14 protein-coding genes are annotated in these 16,797 nt (G+C 72.0%); 3 read left to right on the top strand and 11 right to left on the bottom strand.

Annotation, left to right across the window (positions count from 1 at the left end):
- Positions 1–67 precede the first annotated feature (67 nt).
- The 6 genes from OG257_RS22965 to OG257_RS22940 form a co-directional block, all read right to left on the bottom strand.
- Positions 68–1,375 (bottom strand): cytochrome P450 family protein, encoded by a 1,308-nt coding sequence (locus OG257_RS22965; protein WP_329210255.1) that lies wholly within the window; start codon positions 1,373–1,375, stop codon positions 68–70.
- Entirely contained in the window at positions 1,372–2,358 is a 987-nt protein-coding gene (locus tag OG257_RS22960) for a nucleoside triphosphate pyrophosphohydrolase (protein ID WP_329210254.1), read from the bottom strand. The genes OG257_RS22965 and OG257_RS22960 overlap by 4 nt, the downstream gene beginning before the upstream one ends.
- A 58-nt stretch (positions 2,359–2,416) precedes the next feature.
- Positions 2,417–3,073 carry a SurA N-terminal domain-containing protein gene (locus OG257_RS22955; RefSeq protein ID WP_329210253.1) on the bottom strand — a complete coding sequence of 219 codons (657 nt, stop codon included), beginning with the start codon at positions 3,071–3,073 and terminating at the stop codon, positions 2,417–2,419.
- A gap of 162 nt (positions 3,074–3,235) precedes the next feature.
- Positions 3,236–4,807 (bottom strand): serine/threonine-protein kinase, encoded by a 1,572-nt coding sequence (locus OG257_RS22950; protein WP_329210251.1) that lies wholly within the window; start codon positions 4,805–4,807, stop codon positions 3,236–3,238.
- Entirely contained in the window at positions 4,804–5,403 is a 600-nt protein-coding gene (locus OG257_RS22945; protein WP_329210249.1) for a hypothetical protein, read from the bottom strand. The genes OG257_RS22950 and OG257_RS22945 overlap by 4 nt, the downstream gene beginning before the upstream one ends.
- Positions 5,404–5,502: 99 nt before the next feature.
- Positions 5,503–7,662 carry an N-6 DNA methylase gene (locus OG257_RS22940; protein WP_329210248.1) on the bottom strand — a complete coding sequence of 720 codons (2,160 nt, stop codon included), beginning with the start codon at positions 7,660–7,662 and terminating at the stop codon, positions 5,503–5,505.
- A 200-nt stretch (positions 7,663–7,862) separates the two neighbouring features.
- Here OG257_RS22940 and OG257_RS22935 point away from each other — a divergent pair, with 200 nt between their 5' ends.
- Positions 7,863–8,738: a DUF4190 domain-containing protein gene (locus tag OG257_RS22935; protein WP_329210245.1), complete on the top strand. Its 876-nt coding sequence runs from the start codon at positions 7,863–7,865 to the stop codon at positions 8,736–8,738.
- A 69-nt stretch (positions 8,739–8,807) separates the two neighbouring features.
- Positions 8,808–9,521, top strand: a complete 714-nt coding sequence (locus OG257_RS22930; protein WP_329210243.1) for a hypothetical protein — start codon at positions 8,808–8,810, stop codon at positions 9,519–9,521.
- A gap of 54 nt (positions 9,522–9,575) precedes the next feature.
- Here OG257_RS22930 and OG257_RS22925 read toward each other — a convergent pair whose 3' ends face one another.
- From OG257_RS22925 to OG257_RS22910, 4 genes are all read right to left on the bottom strand, one after another.
- Positions 9,576–10,322 carry an N-acetyltransferase gene (locus OG257_RS22925; RefSeq protein WP_329210241.1) on the bottom strand — a complete coding sequence of 249 codons (747 nt, stop codon included), beginning with the start codon at positions 10,320–10,322 and terminating at the stop codon, positions 9,576–9,578.
- A gap of 91 nt (positions 10,323–10,413) precedes the next feature.
- Entirely contained in the window at positions 10,414–10,740 is a 327-nt protein-coding gene (locus OG257_RS22920; protein ID WP_329210240.1) for a hypothetical protein, read from the bottom strand.
- 44 nt (positions 10,741–10,784) lie between these two features.
- Complete coding sequence (locus OG257_RS22915) at positions 10,785–11,465, bottom strand: HNH endonuclease family protein (protein WP_329210239.1); 681 nt, start codon at positions 11,463–11,465, stop codon at positions 10,785–10,787.
- Between the two features lie 113 nt (positions 11,466–11,578).
- On the bottom strand, positions 11,579–12,445 hold the full coding sequence (locus tag OG257_RS22910; RefSeq protein ID WP_329210237.1) for an SCO6745 family protein: 867 nt from the start codon (positions 12,443–12,445) through the stop codon (positions 11,579–11,581).
- Positions 12,446–12,549: 104 nt separating this feature from the next.
- On the opposite strand from OG257_RS22910, the gene OG257_RS22905 reads away from it, so the two are divergent.
- A complete protein-coding gene (locus tag OG257_RS22905; protein ID WP_329210235.1) occupies positions 12,550–13,173 on the top strand; it encodes a TetR/AcrR family transcriptional regulator in 624 nt (207 codons plus the stop codon).
- On the opposite strand, the gene mfd is transcribed toward OG257_RS22905, so the two are convergent.
- Entirely contained in the window at positions 13,151–16,681 is a 3,531-nt protein-coding gene (gene mfd / locus OG257_RS22900) for a transcription-repair coupling factor (protein ID WP_329210233.1), read from the bottom strand. The genes OG257_RS22905 and mfd overlap by 23 nt on opposite strands.
- Between the last annotated feature and the right edge of the window lie 116 nt (positions 16,682–16,797).

Here is a 16,797-nt window from a genome sequence, read left to right as displayed (position 1 = left end):
TCGAACGGTGAACCTAGCCGTACTCGAACGTGTGTCACAAGTCGATGCAGCGGAGATCACGTGAAAGTCACAGAGTTGACAGAGTGTCACTTTTTTCGGAGCGCTGTCCGGGATCGAACTCCACGGGAAGAGTGCGAAGTCCGCGCATGATGAGCCCGCCCCGCCACCGCAAATCGGTAGGTTCCGCAGCAAGCCGCAGGTCGGGGAGGCGTCGCAACAGCGTCGCCAACGCCGCCTGGCCCTCCAGCCGGGCCAGCGGCGCACCCAGGCAGTAGTGGATGCCGTGCCCGTACCCGAGGTGCTGATTGTCACTCCGTGCGAGATCCAGCGTGTCCGCATCGCGGAAGCGCTCCGGGTCCCGGTCGGCGGCGGCCAGCACCACAAGAACGGGGTCCCCGGCCTCGATGCGCTGTCCGCCGAGCGTCACGGGTTCGGTGGCGTAGCGCCAGGTGGCGAGCTCCACCGGGCCGTCGTACCGCAGCAACTCCTCGATTCCCGTGGCCAGCAGCTCCGTCTCCCCGGCCTCGACCGAGCGCTGGAGCAGCTCGCGCTGTTCCGGATTGCGCAGCAGGGCGTAGGTGCCGTTGCCGATGAGGTTGACCGTGGTCTCGAAACCGGCGAACAGCAGGATGAACGCCATCGCCGCGGCTTCGTTCTCGGTGAGGTGCTCACCGTGGTCACTTGCCCGGATGAGTCCCGAGATCAGGTCGTCGCCGGGATTCTCCCTTTTGCGGTGGATGAGTTCGGCAAGGTAGCCGCGCATCTTCTTGACCGACCTGGCCACCCCGCCGCGCGGTCCGCCGCCGTGCCTGATCATCATGCCCGCCCAGTCCCGGAAGTCGTCCTGGTCCTCCGGAGGCACCCCCAGCAGGTCACAGATCGCGTAGATGGGGAGCGGGAAGGCGAAGTCGTGGATGAGGTCCGCCTTCCCCTCCTCGATGAACGTGTCGATGAGGCGGTCCGTCAGCTCCTGCACGCGCGGCGCGAACTCGGCGACCCGGCGCGGAGTGAACGCCTTGGAGACGAGCCGGCGCAGCCGGGTGTGGTCCGGCGGGTCGATGTTCAGGAGGTGCGTCATCAGATCCGCCTTGCGCTCCCCCGGGATGCCCGTCTTCCCCTTGGCGTTCGCCGACCCGGCGTGGTGCGCCGGATTCTTGGAGAGCCGGGTGTCGGCGAGGGCCTGCCTGGCATCCGCGTACCGGGTCACCAGCCAGGCCTCGACGCCGCTGGGCAGCGCGGTGCGGTGCACGGGGCTGTGCTCGCGCAGCCAGGCGTAGGCGGGGTACGGGTCGGTGGCGAACTCCCACGTGAAGAGTTCGGGCGCTTCGTCCGGCGTCTCGCCGGGCGCGGGGGTGTCGGCGGGGCTGTCGTTCACTCCTCGACGTTATCCGGAGCGCCCCCGTGCCCCTCCACCGCCCGGATCGCGTCCCGGTAGGCACGGGCGGCGGCCCGCAGGGCTGCCTCCGGGTCGGTGCCGTCCTGTTCGGCGCGTACGGCGAGGGCGAGGAGCCGGTAGCCGACCGAGTCGCCCGCCGGGAGCGCGACATCGAGCCCTGCGGCACGGGCCCGGCTGCCCAGCTTCGCGGCCAGGGCCAGACCGGGCTGGCCGAGCGGCACCCCGTCGGTGACCGAATCGCGCTGCTTCTCGATCGCCTTCGTCCGCAGCCAGTGCGCGTGGACGTCCTCCGGGGTCTCCGCGGTCTCGTCGCCGAAGACATGCGGATGACGGTGGATCAGCTTCTCCACGATCGTGGCCGCGACATCGTCGATGGCGAAGGGCTCGTCCGGGTCCTCCTGCGCGATCCGGGCGTGGAAGACGACCTGGAGCAGCACGTCCCCGAGCTCCTCGCGCAGCTCCTCACGGTCGCCGTCCTCGATCGCCTCGACCAGTTCGTACGCCTCCTCGATGGCGTACTTCGCGAGGCCCTTGTGCGTCTTCTGCGAGGTCCACGGGCATTCCCGCCGGATCCGGTCCATGACCTGGACCAGATCCAGGAGCCGGGCGCCCGGCAGGTCGTAGGAGCCGGGCAGCAGTTCCAGGTCCGGCATCTGCACCCGGCCCGAACCGCCGAGCCGGGCCAGGCCGTCGGTGAGCGGCTGATTGCCCTCGCCGCCCACGAGCACCACCACGGTCCGTCCGCCCGCGCAGGCGTCGACGAGCTCCTCGGCCGACGGTGCGACGTGCTCGACCATGACTCCGGCCTCGCGCAGATACGGCAGTTGCGGATGGTCCCGCTCGGCGCAGAGCACCCCGTCGGCGGCCTGCAGCGTCTGCCAGGCGGGCCAGGACAGCAGACCGGGCGCGACCCGGTGGCTGGCGGTGAGCAGGACGATACGGCCGGGGGCTTCAGCGTTCACCCTCCGAACCTACCCCGGCCGGGGCCCTCCCGGTCCTGGCTCCCCGTCCCGGCCCCGGTCAGGCGCCCGACTGGGGTTCCTGCTCCTGGAACTTGGTGACCTGGTTGATCCACGGAGCCTTGTAGGTGCTCAGCTGGACCTGCTTGTCGTCCCAGGTGCCGAAGCGCGGGTTGACGTCGACGTGCAGGGCCTTCGACGCCTTGGTGAGGGCCTCGCCGACGACCTGCTGTCCGGCGGGGGTCTGCAGGTCGACGCCGAGCGCCGCGGCCAGCTTCGGCAGCTGGACCTCCTTGCGCAGATCGCCCTCGATCTGGTCCGGGGCGACCCAGCGCTGCTCAAGCATCACGGTCTGCAGGCCCTTGTCACCGCCGTACTGCGCGGCGGCCTGCTGACGGATCTGCTGGATCTCCTTGCGGCTGACGCTCACCCCCGCGTCCTTCGCGGCCCGGTCCAGGACCATCCCGAACACGATCCCGTGCAGCTTGGCCCGGGTGAGCTGCCCCGACTTCTTCACCAGCTGCGCGGACTGCTGCGAATCCTCCTGCGCACTGCGCACCTCCGCCGCCTGCCCCTGGACCGTGGACATGTCGACCCGGTCCCCGCCGACCACGGCTGCGGCGCCTGGGTGCGCCTCGTTGCCACAGGCGGTCAGGAGGGGCGCCGCGACGAGCGTGGCGACGGATACGGCGAGCGCGGTGCGACGTCGGCGGTGCAAAGGAGCCTCCCGGGGAGAGTTTGTGCATCAGTGCACAAAGCCTTGCGGTGATCGATGTTAGGCAGTGGAAGGGGTTCGGGCCACTGATTCGACCAACGATTCGGGAGGAGTTGGGGATGCGGTGCGGCGACGGGCCTCTCGGGGCGCCGCAGGGGCCGGATCTCAGCCGCCGCGCACGTCCTGCTGATGGGTGAGCTGCCTGCGCAGTTCGACGGGGAGCGGATGGTGTGGACCGTACGTGCGCTCCGCGTCGTAGAGCAGCCCCTGCAGCTGCCGGCGCCCCGCCGCGTGGTCGCCCACCGCGAGCAGCAGGTGCCCGATGCGGTGCCGGATGTCGAAGGCCCGGGAACGGTCCGGGGGCGGCGCCCCGTAGGGGTTCTCGTAGTACGGGAGGACCGCGCGGTACTCGGTGAGTGCCGCGGCCGCCTCGCCGAGCTGCTCCAGGCACTGCGCCGCGTCGTAGCGGAACTGCAGGGTCTGGGCGTCGGCCGGGCCCGCCTCGGCGGTGCGGTCGTCGGCGAGACGGCGCAGCTCGGGCAGGGCACGGCGGTACTGCCCGTCGTCCATCAGCGTGGCCGCGTACTGCTTGCGCAGGATCCGGACGACCGGGGAGTGCTCCCCGTGCTCGGCCGCGGCCGCCGGGAGGATCCCGCCCAGGATGTCCACGGCCTGGGTGATCCGGCCCTCGCCGATGAGCTGCTTCACCTCGTCGACCGCCTGCGCGACATCCCGGCGGGCGGGCGGCGCGTGGGTCGCCGCCGTCTGCTGTGCGGGCAGGGGCACCGGGGCGGGCACGGGCGCGGACGCCGGGGTGGCCGCCCGGTCCGGCCAGGGTGCGTGGGGCCTCAGGAAGGGCCGGGTCGGGTCGAGCGGGCCTGCCGGTGCGCCCCCGACGGGCAGCAGCGGGCGAAGCGACTCGTACACCTCCTGGGCCGAGGCCGGGCGGTGCTGCGGGTCCTTGGACAGGAGCCTCAGTACGAGGGCCTCAAGCGCCTCGGGAACCTCGGGCCTGAGATGGCGGACCGGGAGGGGCGGCTCGTAGAGATGGCGGTGCAGCACACCGAGGGCGGTCGAACCCGCGAACGGAACGTCGCCGCTGAGCAGTTCGTGGAGGAGCACCCCGAGTGCGTACAGATCGGTGTATGGGCCGACGGCGCCGCCCATCGCCTGCTCGGGCGCCATGTAGGCCGGGGAGCCGATCGGCGAGCCCGTGTGCGTCAGGCGGGTGGTGTCGGTGTCCAGGACGGAGGCGACACCGAGGTCGAGCACGATGACCGTGCCGTCGGGCCTGACCATCGCGTTGCGGGGCTTGAGGTCGCGGTGGACGATCGGCACCGCGTGCACCGCGGAGAGCACGGCGCAGAGCTGCGCCGCGATCGCGACGGCCCAGGGCCACGGGTACGGGGCGTGCTCGGCCAGGTGGTCGGCGAGGTCGGCTCCCTCGACGTACTGCATGACGAGGTAGAGGTCGTCGTCGTCGCTGCCCGCGTCGTGGACCGTGACCAGACCGGGGTGGTCGACCTGGGCGGTGACCCGGCACTCCCGGACGAACCGGCGGCGCAGTTCGTCGGCGGCGTCGCTGCCGGAGGGCCCCGCGACCCGGTCGGGGCGCAGGAGCTTGACCGCGACCCGGCGGTCCAGGCGCTGGTCGTACGCGGTCCAGACCTGGCCCATGCCGCCCTGGCCGAGGATGGTCGCCAGCTCGTACCGCCCGGCGATGACACGCCCGTTCACTGGCTGCCGCCCTCCTTGCGGAGGTAGTCGCTCAGCTCGTCGAGCTCGGCGCGCACCTGGTCCAGGCGCTGCGGCGAGGCGGGCGAGGGCACGGCGGGCGGTGGTGTCGCGGCGGGCGGGGGTGTCGCGGCCGGCGGAGGCGTCGGGACGGGCGGGTAGCCGTAGGTGGGCGCGGCGGGCGGGGTCTGCTGCTGCACGTAACCGCCGTACGGGAGCGGGGACGGCCCCGGGTGCGGGCCGCCGTACGGTCCGAAGTGGCGTATCTCGGCGTACAGGTAGTAGGTGATCGTGCCCACGACGACGACGAACAGCCAGCCGATGCCGAGGAATGCCTCCGAGTCCGTCATGTCGTCGGCGTCCTCGGGCAACATCCCGAAGAACACGATGAGTCCGACGTTCAGCGCGAACACGAGGGCGAGCAGATACCAGTCGCGCTTCCTGCGGGTGACGATCGCCAGCCGCAGCATGGCTGCCCAGGCGAGGAACCCACAGCTCAACATGGTGAGCGCCACGAAAAGCACGCGCAGCGTGATCAGCGTCGCCGGGGACGGGCGGCGCCTCGGTTGCTGCTCCGGCGGATAGCCGTAGCCATGCATGTGCTGCTCCTGGAAGGGCGTGTGTCGGACGGGTGGTGTGAGCGTATACACCGACACGGACAACGGGTCCCTGGTTGTGCACAACCGTTGTGCTTCACATCACTTCGGCGCGACCGTGCCGTCCGTGAGCCCGTCGTACATGCCCTGGACCAGCCGGCCGCCGAGCCGTCCGGCCGTGCGCAGCGCATCCTCGAAGGCGGCGAGGGCGCGGAACTGCTCGCCGTACCTCTGCTGTTCGGCCAGCGGCAGCCGCGGCAGCTGGAGACGACGGGCGTCGAGCCGCGTGGCGGTGGACGCGTAGCTGCTGGCCTGCCGGTTGTTGGCGGTGCCGCGCAGGAACCCGGCGAGGAACCAGGGGTCGAGCGCGGCCGGATCGGGGCGCAGCAGTTGGAGGTTGCGGCCGAGCGCGGCACCCGCGGTGGCGTCGTCGACGACCCGGGCGACCGAGCCGCCGCCCAGTACGGGCACGACGACGTCGCCCGGTTCGAGAAGGAGCGCCTCGTCCTCCGAGGGTGCGGCCGGGGCGGTGGGTGAGCCGCTGGGTGCCGTGCCGGCGAGCACGTCGTGCTCGGTGAGGACGGGTGCGGTACCGGTGGCGGATCCGCCGGTACGCAGCTGCAGGGCTCCCGCGCGGGCCAGTTCGCCGACCGTGGTGAGGGGCCGCCGGACCAGGTCGGAGGGGGCTGCCGGCGGCGGGGTGAGGCGGGCGGTGAGCTTCAGGGTGTCGTCCAGCCGCTCCCGTACGCGGATCAGCTCGGCCGCGCCGCCGCCGGAGGCCGGGGACGGCAGATGGCGGGCGGGGGCCAGGTCCACGTCGTCGTCGAGGAGCTCGATGACGGGGACGGCGCGGCTGACACCGGGGCGGTCGACACGGTCCGCCCGGCTCTTCCCGCCCGTACCGTCGCTCCCCTCGGTCCCGTGGTCCTCGGTGAACGCGTTCCAGGCCCCGAGTGCCGCGCTCCGTACGGCCGTCCAGTCGATCCGGTCGCGGCCCCCGGCTGCCGGGGATGCCGCGCCCGTTGCCGGTTCGGCGCTCTCGGCGGTGTCGACGAGCAGGAGTTCGGGCGTGGGGCGGTGCCCTGCGCCCGGCTTGCGCAGGACCCACAGGTGGAGAGGGATGCCGTACGGGGGTGCGGCGCCGGCCGGCAGTGCGACGACGGCGCGCAGGGCGCCCCGGCGCAGCAGGTCGGCGCGGATCCGGCGGCCCGAACGGCGCGAGGCGGCGGCCGGGGGCATCAGCAGTACGGCGGTCCCACCGTCGCGGAGGCGGGCCAGGGCGTGCTGGACCCAGGCGAGTTCGGATTCGGTGCGGGCGGGGACGCCGTACTCCCAGCGGGGATCGTAGGCCAGCTCGTCGTGGCCCCAGTTGCGCTCGTTGAACGGCGGGTGGCAGAGCACCGCGTCCACGGTCAGCCGGGGGAAGGCGTCGGCGCGCAGGGTGTCGCCGGTACGGACCGTGAGCGCGCCCCCGTCCGTCCCCGCGGGGCCCTCGGAGTGCAGCGCGAGCCGGAGCGCGGTGAGCGCGGCGAGCTCGGGGTCGGCCTCCTGCGCGTACAGCGCCGTGGGGCCGCTGACCGCGCGCAGGAGGGCGCCTGTTCCGGCGGCGGGGTCCAGGACGGCGCGGGCGGGCCGCGCTCCGCTCCGCCGGCCGGCGGCCCTGTCCTGCTCCGCCAGATCGGCCATCAGCTCGGCCAGATCGGGCGGCGTGAGGGTGTACTGGCGTGGATTGGCGTCGAGCTGCCGGACGAAGAGGAACTCGAAGGCTTTGCGGACGCCCGTCCCGGCCGCCAGCTCGGCGGCGGCGCGCAGGAGCGGGACCGAGGGCGCCAGGTCGGCGGCGTCAGGGGTGTGAACCGCGCGCTCGGGCCCGAAGTGCGCCGTCAGTACGTCGTCCAGAGCGCCCGGGAGGACACGGGCCATCCGGGCGTCCGAGACGGCGGTGATCTCCAGCCAGGCGGTGGGCCTGTCCCGGACGAGCAGCAGGGCGCAGCCTGCGTGGATCAGAGCGGTGACAGCGCCGGCCGGATGGCCGGACAGCTGCTGCCAGACCCGCTCGCGGAGCGGGACTTCGGCAAGTTTTCCCTGCTCGCGCAGCCACTGTTCGACCTCGGGCAGGGCGAAGGACGGGCTGGTCTCGGTGCCGCCGACCGGCTTGGGGAAGTCCGCGTGGCGACGGCGCCAGTTGCTGACGGCCGCACGCCCCACCCCTGCGAGCCGTGCGATCCCGGCCGCGGTCACCTCAGTCGAGCTCTCCGGCACTGGCTGTCTCCCCGCTAGATCCGTCCTGCCGGCGAGCATACCGACTGGTTGCCGATCCACCGGTTCACACTGTTGACGAACCTGTTCCGATTCAAATGCTGTTGACTCGGTTCACAGGCTCTGGTCTTATTGACCTGTCGCCGCTCGATGTGGCGCACAGAACCGCTCACACATCCCCGCATGTCGCCGGAGGCACAGCCATGTCCCAGTTCACGCAGCCGCCGCAGCCCCAGCAGCCGTACGCCCCCGCCCAGGAACCCGGCCTGCGTCCCGTCCGCAACGGCCTCGGCACCGCCGCCCTCGTCCTCGGCATCATCGGCGCCGTCTCCGGTCTGATCCCGTTCATGTTCTGGCTGGCGGGCATCCTCGGCGTCATCGCCCTGATCCTGGGCCTCGCGGGGCGGGGCCGCGCCAAGCGCGGCGAGGCGAGCAACAAGGGCGTGACCACGTTCGGGGCCGTGCTCGGCCTGGTCGCGCTGATCCTGTCGGTGGTCGGCGCGGTGCTCACCTTCAAGGCCGTGGACGACGTGGTGAACGACATCAACAAGTCCGTCGCGGACAGCTCGGCCTCGGCGAAGCCGGGCGGGGCTGACGACGCGAAGGGCGACGCCAAGGACGACGCGAAGGACGGCGCGAAGGGCGACACAGCCGACGCCCCGAAGACCGATGACGAGCCCGCCGCCGGCGAAACCCTCGCGGGGCGTGACACCGCCGTGTACGACGACGGTCTCGAGGTCACGGTCAGCAGCGCCGCCGCGTACACACCCGACGCGTACGCCGCGGGGCACACCAAGGGCAATCGCGCCTACAAGGTCTCCGTCGTCATCGAGAACAAGACGAAGGAGAAGTTCGACTCCGCACTCGTCAGCGTCGACGCCCGCGCCGGTGACGACGGCGTCAACGCCGAGCAGATCTTCGACGGGAAGGTCGGCGAGGGCTTCAGCGGCACGGTCCTGCCGGGCAAGAAGATCACCGTGCAGTTCGCCTTCGACGCCCCGGCGGACGCCAAGAACCTGAGCGTCGAGGTCAGCCCCGGCTTCGACTGGGACGCCAGCCAGTGGGACCTGAAGCTCTGACCCACCCGGCCCTGCCGCCAGGGCCGAGCCACTCCCGTACCCGCCCCTGACACCCCGGAGCCTCGTCCCGTGCGCAGCCTCTCAGCCCGCATCTCCGCAGCCGCTCTCTGCGCCGCGGCGGCACTCGGCCTCACCGCCTGTGACGCGTTCGCCAACGACCCCGGGGCGCAGGCCCCGTTCTCCGGTCTCACCGGCCCGGAGGTCACCAACAAGGCGGTCGCGGCCACCCGGGCGGCCGCGACCGTACGTCTGACCGTGACCACGGAGTCGGCGGACGGCCCGGTCCAGGCGTTCGTCGCCTCGGGCGCCAGGGGCGCGTGCACGGGAACGTTCTCGCTGGGATCGGCGGGCACGATGGAACTGATCCGCGCCGACGGCGCCGTCTACACGAAGTCCGACAAGGCGATGCTCCGCGCGGCGGCCGTGGACGGCCCGGTCCGGGACGCCGACGTCAACAGGCTCGCGGGCCGCTGGGTGAAGGCCCGCCCGGACGACCACCGCACGGCCCAAAGCCTGCGCTTCTGCGACCCGAAGGCTCTCCTCGACCGTCTCGCCGCGACGAGCGCGACCACCCGCAAGGGCAGGCAGGCAACGATCGCCGGCACACCCTGCCTGACTCTGACCGGCGGAACGGGCCGGGAGAAGTGGACGGCGAGCGTTGCCACGGAGGGGAAGCCCCACCTCCTGAAGATGCGCCTCACCGACGGCGCGGAGAAACCGCTCACCGTGGAGTTCTCGGAGTTCGGCGCCCCGCTCACCGTGAAGAGACCGGTAACCGACTGACCCGCCCGCCGTGCGGCCGGCCCCCCGTCCACGGACAGGGGGCCGGCCGCACTGTCACACCCGGTGCCGCACCCACACATTCGGCTCGACGTACACCGCGTACCCGTGCTCGGTCGAACAGTGCACCGGCACCAGTGCTCCCGGCACCACCACCGGCCCCTCGGCATCGAAGGGCAGCCCCGTCCAGGCCCGCCACTGCGCGAGCGAACCGCTGACCGTCATGGACGTGGGCGCCACCGCCTCGATCACCCCGCCCGCCCGCACGTGGACCCGCAGCCACGGGTCGCGGGGCAGCCCGTCCTCGTCCCTGGTCCGCCTGGCGTACTCCTCCATCGGGGCCAGGGGATCGGTGTGCTTCGCGCTCGGCCGTACCGGGGCGACAAGCTCCCCGAAGCCCAGCCGTCCGGCGTTCTCCCGCATCGCGGCCACCATCCGGCCGGAGATGCCCCGCCCGATGTGCCCCTCGGCGACCGTGATCTCGATCGCGCTCACGGTGTCGGGGGTGCGCCCGCGCCGCAGGTCGGAGAACGCCCACAGAAGCACCTGGTCCCACCCGTTGACGGGCAGCCTGCCCCTGCCCGGCGCCTCCAGGGCGAACGGCACGCTGTACCCCCGCGCGACCACAGCACCGTCCGGGTCGGTGGCGACGAGCACGTACTCGGGGAACTCCACGGCGATCCGCGGGAAGTTCGCCCAGCCGACCAGGTCCTCGAGTACGAACTCGGGCCAGGTGTCCGGCATCTCGTCCATCGCCCGGGCCAGCTCGGGCCGTGCGGCGAGGGTGGTGATCATCAGGTCCATCCGGCCACGCTAGACACGCCGCCCCCACCCGCCAACCGATTTCCCGGGCAGCACCGGCGCGGGGCGGCCGGTGCCCCGGTGATCGGCCGCGTCACACGGAGCCGGCGACGATGAGCGCGAGCGTGGGCACGAGTGTCAGCAGGACACCGGCCGGCCAGTACAGAAGAGGGTCCAGCCGCACCCTGCGCCGTACCGGGCCGTTGGCGAGCCACCACAGAATCCCGAACACCACCACGACCGGCACGACGATCACCAGCCACAGCATCATGCCGTCGTTCTCCGTCGCCTCACGCCGGGTGTAGCCCATCTCCGCGAGCGGGCCGTTGGACACGAAGTACCAGAGGAGCCACACCGGAACGATTCCGGGTATGCCGAGCAACAGGTTCACGCCGACGGCCGTCAATCGCCATTTCCACATGCGCCCAGCATTCACATCGGGGTGTCCCCGGAGCCCGTCGCCGGTCAACGCCCGGTGCTCTCGGTGGGATTGCCGCCCGCCGGAAGCTTCTGGTCCGGGCAGGCCGCCAGCACCTTCGCCATCGCGTCCCGCTCGGCCCGCGTCACCCACAGCCCGTACTTCTTCTTGACCGAGACCTGTCCCGCCACGTACGTACAGCGGTACGCCTTGTTGGGAGGCAGCCAGGTGGCGGTGTCACCGTCCCCCTTGCGGCGATTGGCCGAGGAGTCCGCGGCGACCAGGTTGAGCGGATCGTTCGCGAAGGCGCGCCGCTTGCTGTCGTTCCACTGCTGCGCGCCCTTCTGCCAGGCGTCGGACAGGGCGACGAGATGGTCTATGTCGACCTTGCTGCGCCCTCGTTCGAACGTGATGCGCGTCCCCGTGTACGGGTCGGGGTCGAGCACCCCGCGCAGCACCTTGCACCCGTCGGCCGCACGGGAGACATCGCTCAGCTGGTCCGCGAGGATGTCGTCCCGGGTCCCGCAGCCGTTGCGGTCGGTGTCCAGCCAGGCGGAGCCGAACTCGTCCCGCTCGTAACCTGTTCTGGGGGCCCGCCCCTTCACGGTGAGTCTCTCGACGGCCTGCATCGCCGATCCGCCCGCGGCGGGCGCGGTCCGGGACGGAGGGTCGGGGGACAGGCTCCCGGCGTCACACCCGGCGAGGGCGAGCGAGCCCGTCAGTGTCACCGCCGCGAGTGGGAGCAGGCGGATTCGGTGGCTTGCTGCACGATGAGATGTCACAGCGGTACAGAGTAGGCGCCCGGACGTCTTCTCAGACCTTCCCGATACCCGGCCTCATCTCAGACCTTCCCGATGCCCAGCGTCGTCTCGGACGGCAGCAGCCCCGAGCCGAGCACCTCCACCCACAGCGGCCCCAGCAGCTCCACGAGCCGCTCCCGCTCCTCGGGTTCGAGCACTTCCCAGGGACCCGAGGCCTGTTCGTCCGTGCGCCGTTCCACCCGCGCGCGCAGGGCCCGCCCGGCGTCCGTGGCCGTCCCGTCCGCCTCCAGCAGTCCACGTTCCGCCAGCCGTTGCCGGCCCGCCGCCCACTCCGCCCCGCTCCACCCCCGGCTCGCGAACACCTCCGGGCGGGCGGCGCCGACGGACGCGAAGGAGACCAGCGACTCGACCGGGTCGAGGCCGGCCTCGACGAGCGCCGCGAGGTGGCCGTCCCCCCGGTGCTCCCGCAGGACCGTCGCGGCATGCCAGAGCTCCAGGTGCGGTGCGTCCGGCCAGGGCAGAGCGGCGTTGGCCTCCGCCAGCGGGCGGCCCGAGACGTCCGCGGCCAGGGCCGCGCGCCGCGCCAGCACGGCCGCCTCGGCGAACTCGGGGCCGCGCACCCGGTCGCCGAACAGCCCCCGGTACGCCCGGTCGACGGCCCTCGTGCGGGCCGCGAGGACCGCCTCGGGACCGGCCACGGACCAGCCGGCCGGGACGTACCTTCCGGTCATCCCGGGGCTGAAGCTGTAGAACGTCCCGGTCACCCGGTCGGCGCCCACCGCCCCCAGCGGCGCGGCGCGCCAGGCGAAGTAGCTCGGCCAGCGCTCGTCGACCGCGTGACCGAGCCCGGCGGCCTCCTCGAAGGCTTCCGGCGCGTAGTAGAGGACGGCGTGCAGGGGCTCCAGCAGGTGCCACATCTGGCGTACGCGACCCAGCTCGTCGGACATGTCTCCGCCTTCCGCAGAACGGCTCATCTTGTCACTGACTAGATCCCAGCGTGCTCCTCGACGAAGAACTTGTCAATGACTAGATACGGCGTACTGTGCTGACCATGACCAGTGAGCGCACCTACCACCACGGCGACCTGCGGCGCGCCGTCCTGACCGCCGCCCTCGACGTCGTCGCCGCCGAAGGCCCCGACGCGCTGAGCCTGCGCGACCTGGCCCGCCGGGCCGGTGTCTCGCACGCCGCGCCGGCCCATCACTTCAAGGACCGGACGGGCCTGCTCACCGCCATCGCCGCCGAGGGCTACACGCTGTTCGCCGACGCCCTCGCCGCCGCGCCGGACCTACGGGAACGGGGCGTGGCCTACGTACGGTTCGCGGCCGGGCACCCCGCGCACTTCCAGGTGATGTTCCGCCCCGAGCTGCACCACGCCGACGACCCGGAGCTGCTCGCCGCGAAGGCGCGCGCCACCGAAGCGCTCCGCACGGGGATCAGCGGCCTTCCCGAATCGGGGCGCGGCGCCGACGACCGGCTCGCGGGCATCGCCGCCTGGTCCCTCGCCCACGGTTTCGCCACCCTGCTGCTCAGCGGCAACCTGGAAGGGCCGGTGGACGGCCGGGACCCCGAGGAGGTCTTCCGGACGCTCACCGGCATGCTCTTCAACCCGGAGACCCCGGACGGGGCGTCGGCTACGACCACGGCTTCCGCTACGACCCCAGAATCGTCGTGAGGAACTCCCCGGTCCACGAAAGGAGTTCACGCCCGACCACCGGCTTGCCGCCGATCCGGCCCGCCGTCGGGCGCGGCACCAGGATCTGGTGGGCGGCCGGCTTGATGACCGTCTTCGGGTGGAGCCGCTTCAGCCGCAGCTCCTGCGACTCGCGCAGCTCCACGGGGGCGAACCGGATGTTCGCACCCTGCAGCACGATCTCGCCCACCCCGCAGGCCCGGGCCAGCATGCGCAGGCCCGCGACCAGCAGGAGGTTCTCCACCGGCTCGGGAAGCTTCCCGTAGCGGTCGGTGAGCTCCTCACGGACCGCCCTGATGTCGTCCTCGGTGTTCGCGGAGGCGATGGCCCGGTACGCCTGGAGGCGCAGCCGCTCCCCCGGGGCGTAGTCGTGCGGGACGTGCGCGTCGACCGGGAGCTCGATCTTGACCTCCAGCGGCGGCTCCTCCTCGACCCCGCCGTCCACGGCCGCCCGGTAGTCGGCCACCGCCTCGCCGACCATCCGGATGTACAGGTCGAACCCGACCCCCGCGATATGACCGGACTGCTCACCGCCCAGCAGGTTTCCGGCGCCACGGATCTCGAGGTCCTTCATGGCCACGTACATGCCCGCGCCCATCTCGGTGTGCTGGGCGATGGTCGCCAGCCGCTCGTGGGCGGTCTCGGTGAGGGGCTTCTCCGGCGGGTACAGGAAGTAGGAGTAGCCCCGGTCCCGGCCCCGCCCGACCCGGCCGCGCAGCTGGTGCAGCTGGGACAGGCCGAAGTTGTCGCCGCGTTCCACGATCAGCGTGTTCGCGTTGGAGATGTCGATGCCGGACTCGACGATCGTCGTGGAGACGAGCACGTCGAACTTCTTCTCCCAGAAGTCGACGACGACCTGCTCCAGCGCGCTCTCGCCCATCTGGCCGTGCGCCGTGGCGATCCGGGCCTCCGGCACGATCTCGCGCAGCCTGGCCGCCGCACGGTCGATGGACTCGACCCGGTTGTGGATGTAGAAGACCTGTCCCTCACGCAGCAGTTCACGCCGGACGGCCGCGCCGATCTGCTTCTCCTCGTACGGTCCGACGAAGGTGAGGACGGGATGCCGCTCCTCCGGAGGCGTCGTGATCGTCGACATCTCGCGGATGCCGGTGACGGCCATTTCGAGCGTACGGGGAATGGGCGTCGCGGACATCGTGAGGACGTCGACGTTGGCCCGGAGCTTCTTCAGCTGCTCCTTGTGCTCGACGCCGAAGCGCTGCTCCTCGTCGACGATGACCAGGCCCAGGTCCTTGAACCTCGTCTCCGACGAGAACAGCCGGTGCGTGCCGATGACCAGGTCCACGGAGCCCTCGCGCAGCCCCTCCAGCGTCGCCTTCGACTCGGTGTCCGACTGGAAGCGGCTTAGGGCCCGCACGTTGACGGGGAACTGGGCGTACCTCTCGGTGAACGTACCGAAGTGCTGCTGGACCAGCAGCGTCGTCGGTACGAGGACGGCGACCTGCTTGCCGTCCTGGACCGCCTTGAACGCCGCGCGGACCGCGATCTCCGTCTTGCCGTAACCGACGTCGCCGCAGACCAGGCGGTCCATGGGGACGGACTTCTCCATGTCCTCCTTGACCTCGGCGATCGTGGACAGCTGGTCGGGCGTCTCCGCGTACGGGAAGGCGTCCTCCAGCTCGCGCTGCCAGGGGGTGTCCGGGCCGAAGGCGTGCCCCGGGGCCGCCATCCGCGCGGAGTACAGCTTGATCAGGTCGGCGGCGATCTCCTTGACCGCCTTCTTGGCCCGCTGCTTGGTCTTGGTCCAGTCGGCGCCGCCGAGCCGGTGGAGGGTGGGCGCCTCGCCACCGACGTACTTCGTGACCTGCTCCAGCTGGTCGGTGGGGATGTAGAGGCGGTCGCCGGGCTGGCCGCGCTTGGCGGGGGCGTACTCGACGAGGAGGTACTCGCGGGTCGCGCCCTGCACGGTGCGCTGCACCATCTCGATGTAGCGGCCCACACCGTGCTGCTCGTGGACGATGTAGTCGCCCGCCTGGAGGGTCAGCGGATCGACGGACTTGCGGCGCCGGGCCGGCATCCGGCCCAGGTCCTTGGTGGCCGTGCGCTGCCCGGTCAGGTCCGTCTCCGTCAGCACGGCCAACTTCAGGCCCGCATCGATGAAGCCGTAGTCGATGGCCCCGCACGAGACGTGCACGAGCGACGGCGTGATCTCTCGCAGATCCTGGTCGAGGCGGGCCGCGATGCCCTCGCCGCCGAGCACCTCGACGGTGCGGGAGGCGGGCCCCTGCCCCGCGGTGACGTACACCGTGCGCCAGCCGTCGGCGAGCCATCCCTTGGTGTCGGCGAGCGCACGCGCGGTGTCGCCCCGGTACGCCTCCGGGGCGCGCATCCCGAGCTTCAGGGTGTCCTCGTCCAGCTCGTCGTCCGCCGCGAACGGGGAGACCGACCACCACATCATGCCCAGCTCACGGGCATGATCACGGACATCGGCGATGCCCCGCAGCGAGGCCGCGCCGACATCGATGGGGGCCTCGCCGCCGCCCGCGGTGGCCGCCCAGGACGCCTGGAGGAACTCCTGGCTGGTGGCGACCAGGTCGGTCGCCCGGGTCCGCACCCGCTCCGGGTCGCACACCACCGCCATCGAGCCCTTGGGCAGGACGTCCAGGAGCAGTTCCATCTCGTCGACGAGCACCGGGGCGAGGGATTCCATGCCCTCGACGGCGATCCCCTCGGCGATCTTGCCGAGCAGCTCCCCCAGCTCGGGATGGGCCTCCGCGAGGAGCGCGGCCCTGCCCCGTACGTCCTCGGTGAGCAGCAGCTCGCGGCAGGGCGGCGCCCACAGCCCGTGCTCGGCGACCTCCAGCGACCGCTGGTCGGCGATCTTGAAGTAGCGGATCTCCTCGACGTCGTCGCCCCAGAACTCCACCCGAAGGGGGTGCTCCTCGGTCGGCGGGAAGACGTCCAGGATGCCGCCGCGTACGGCGAATTCGCCCCGCTTCTCGACCAGTTCGACGCGGGAGTACGCTGCCGCGGCGAGCGCGTCCACGACCTCGCCCAGATCGGCGGTCTGCCCGCTGGTCAGCGCCACGGGCTCCAGGTCACCGAGCCCCTTGACCTGCGGCTGGAGCACCGAGCGGATCGGCGCGACCACCACGGCGACCGGGCCGGTCTCCGGGTCGTCCTGCCGCGGGTGGGCCAGCCGCCGCAGCACGGCGAGGCGCCGGCCCACGGTGTCCGAGCGGGGCGAGAGCCGTTCGTGGGGCAGGGTCTCCCAGGACGGGAACTCCGCGACGGTGTCCGGGGGCAGCAGGGTGCGCAGCGCTGCTGCCAGGTCCTCGGCCTCGCGCCCCGTCGCGGTGACGGCGAGCACCGTACGCCCCGCCTCACGGGCCAGCGCGGCCACCGCGAAGGGCCGGGCGGCGGGCGGGCCCACCAGGTCGACATGGGTGCGGTGGCCGTCGGTGGCGGCCTTCACCGCTTCGGAGAGCGCCGGATCGGTGACGACTACGTCCAGCAGACCGTGCAGGCTCATGAAGGCATTCCGTCCGGTGGGGCGAGGAGTGAGCAACGCGAAGGGCCCGACACGTAGGACGGGCCGGGGCTTCCAGCGTACGACTCCGGTGTGACAGCCGCCCCCGCAACAAGGCT

The sequence above is a fragment of the Streptomyces sp. NBC_00683 genome (assembly GCF_036226745.1).
Lineage (GTDB): Bacteria > Actinomycetota > Actinomycetes > Streptomycetales > Streptomycetaceae > Streptomyces.
This window is presented reverse-complemented; position numbering and strand designations above follow the sequence as displayed.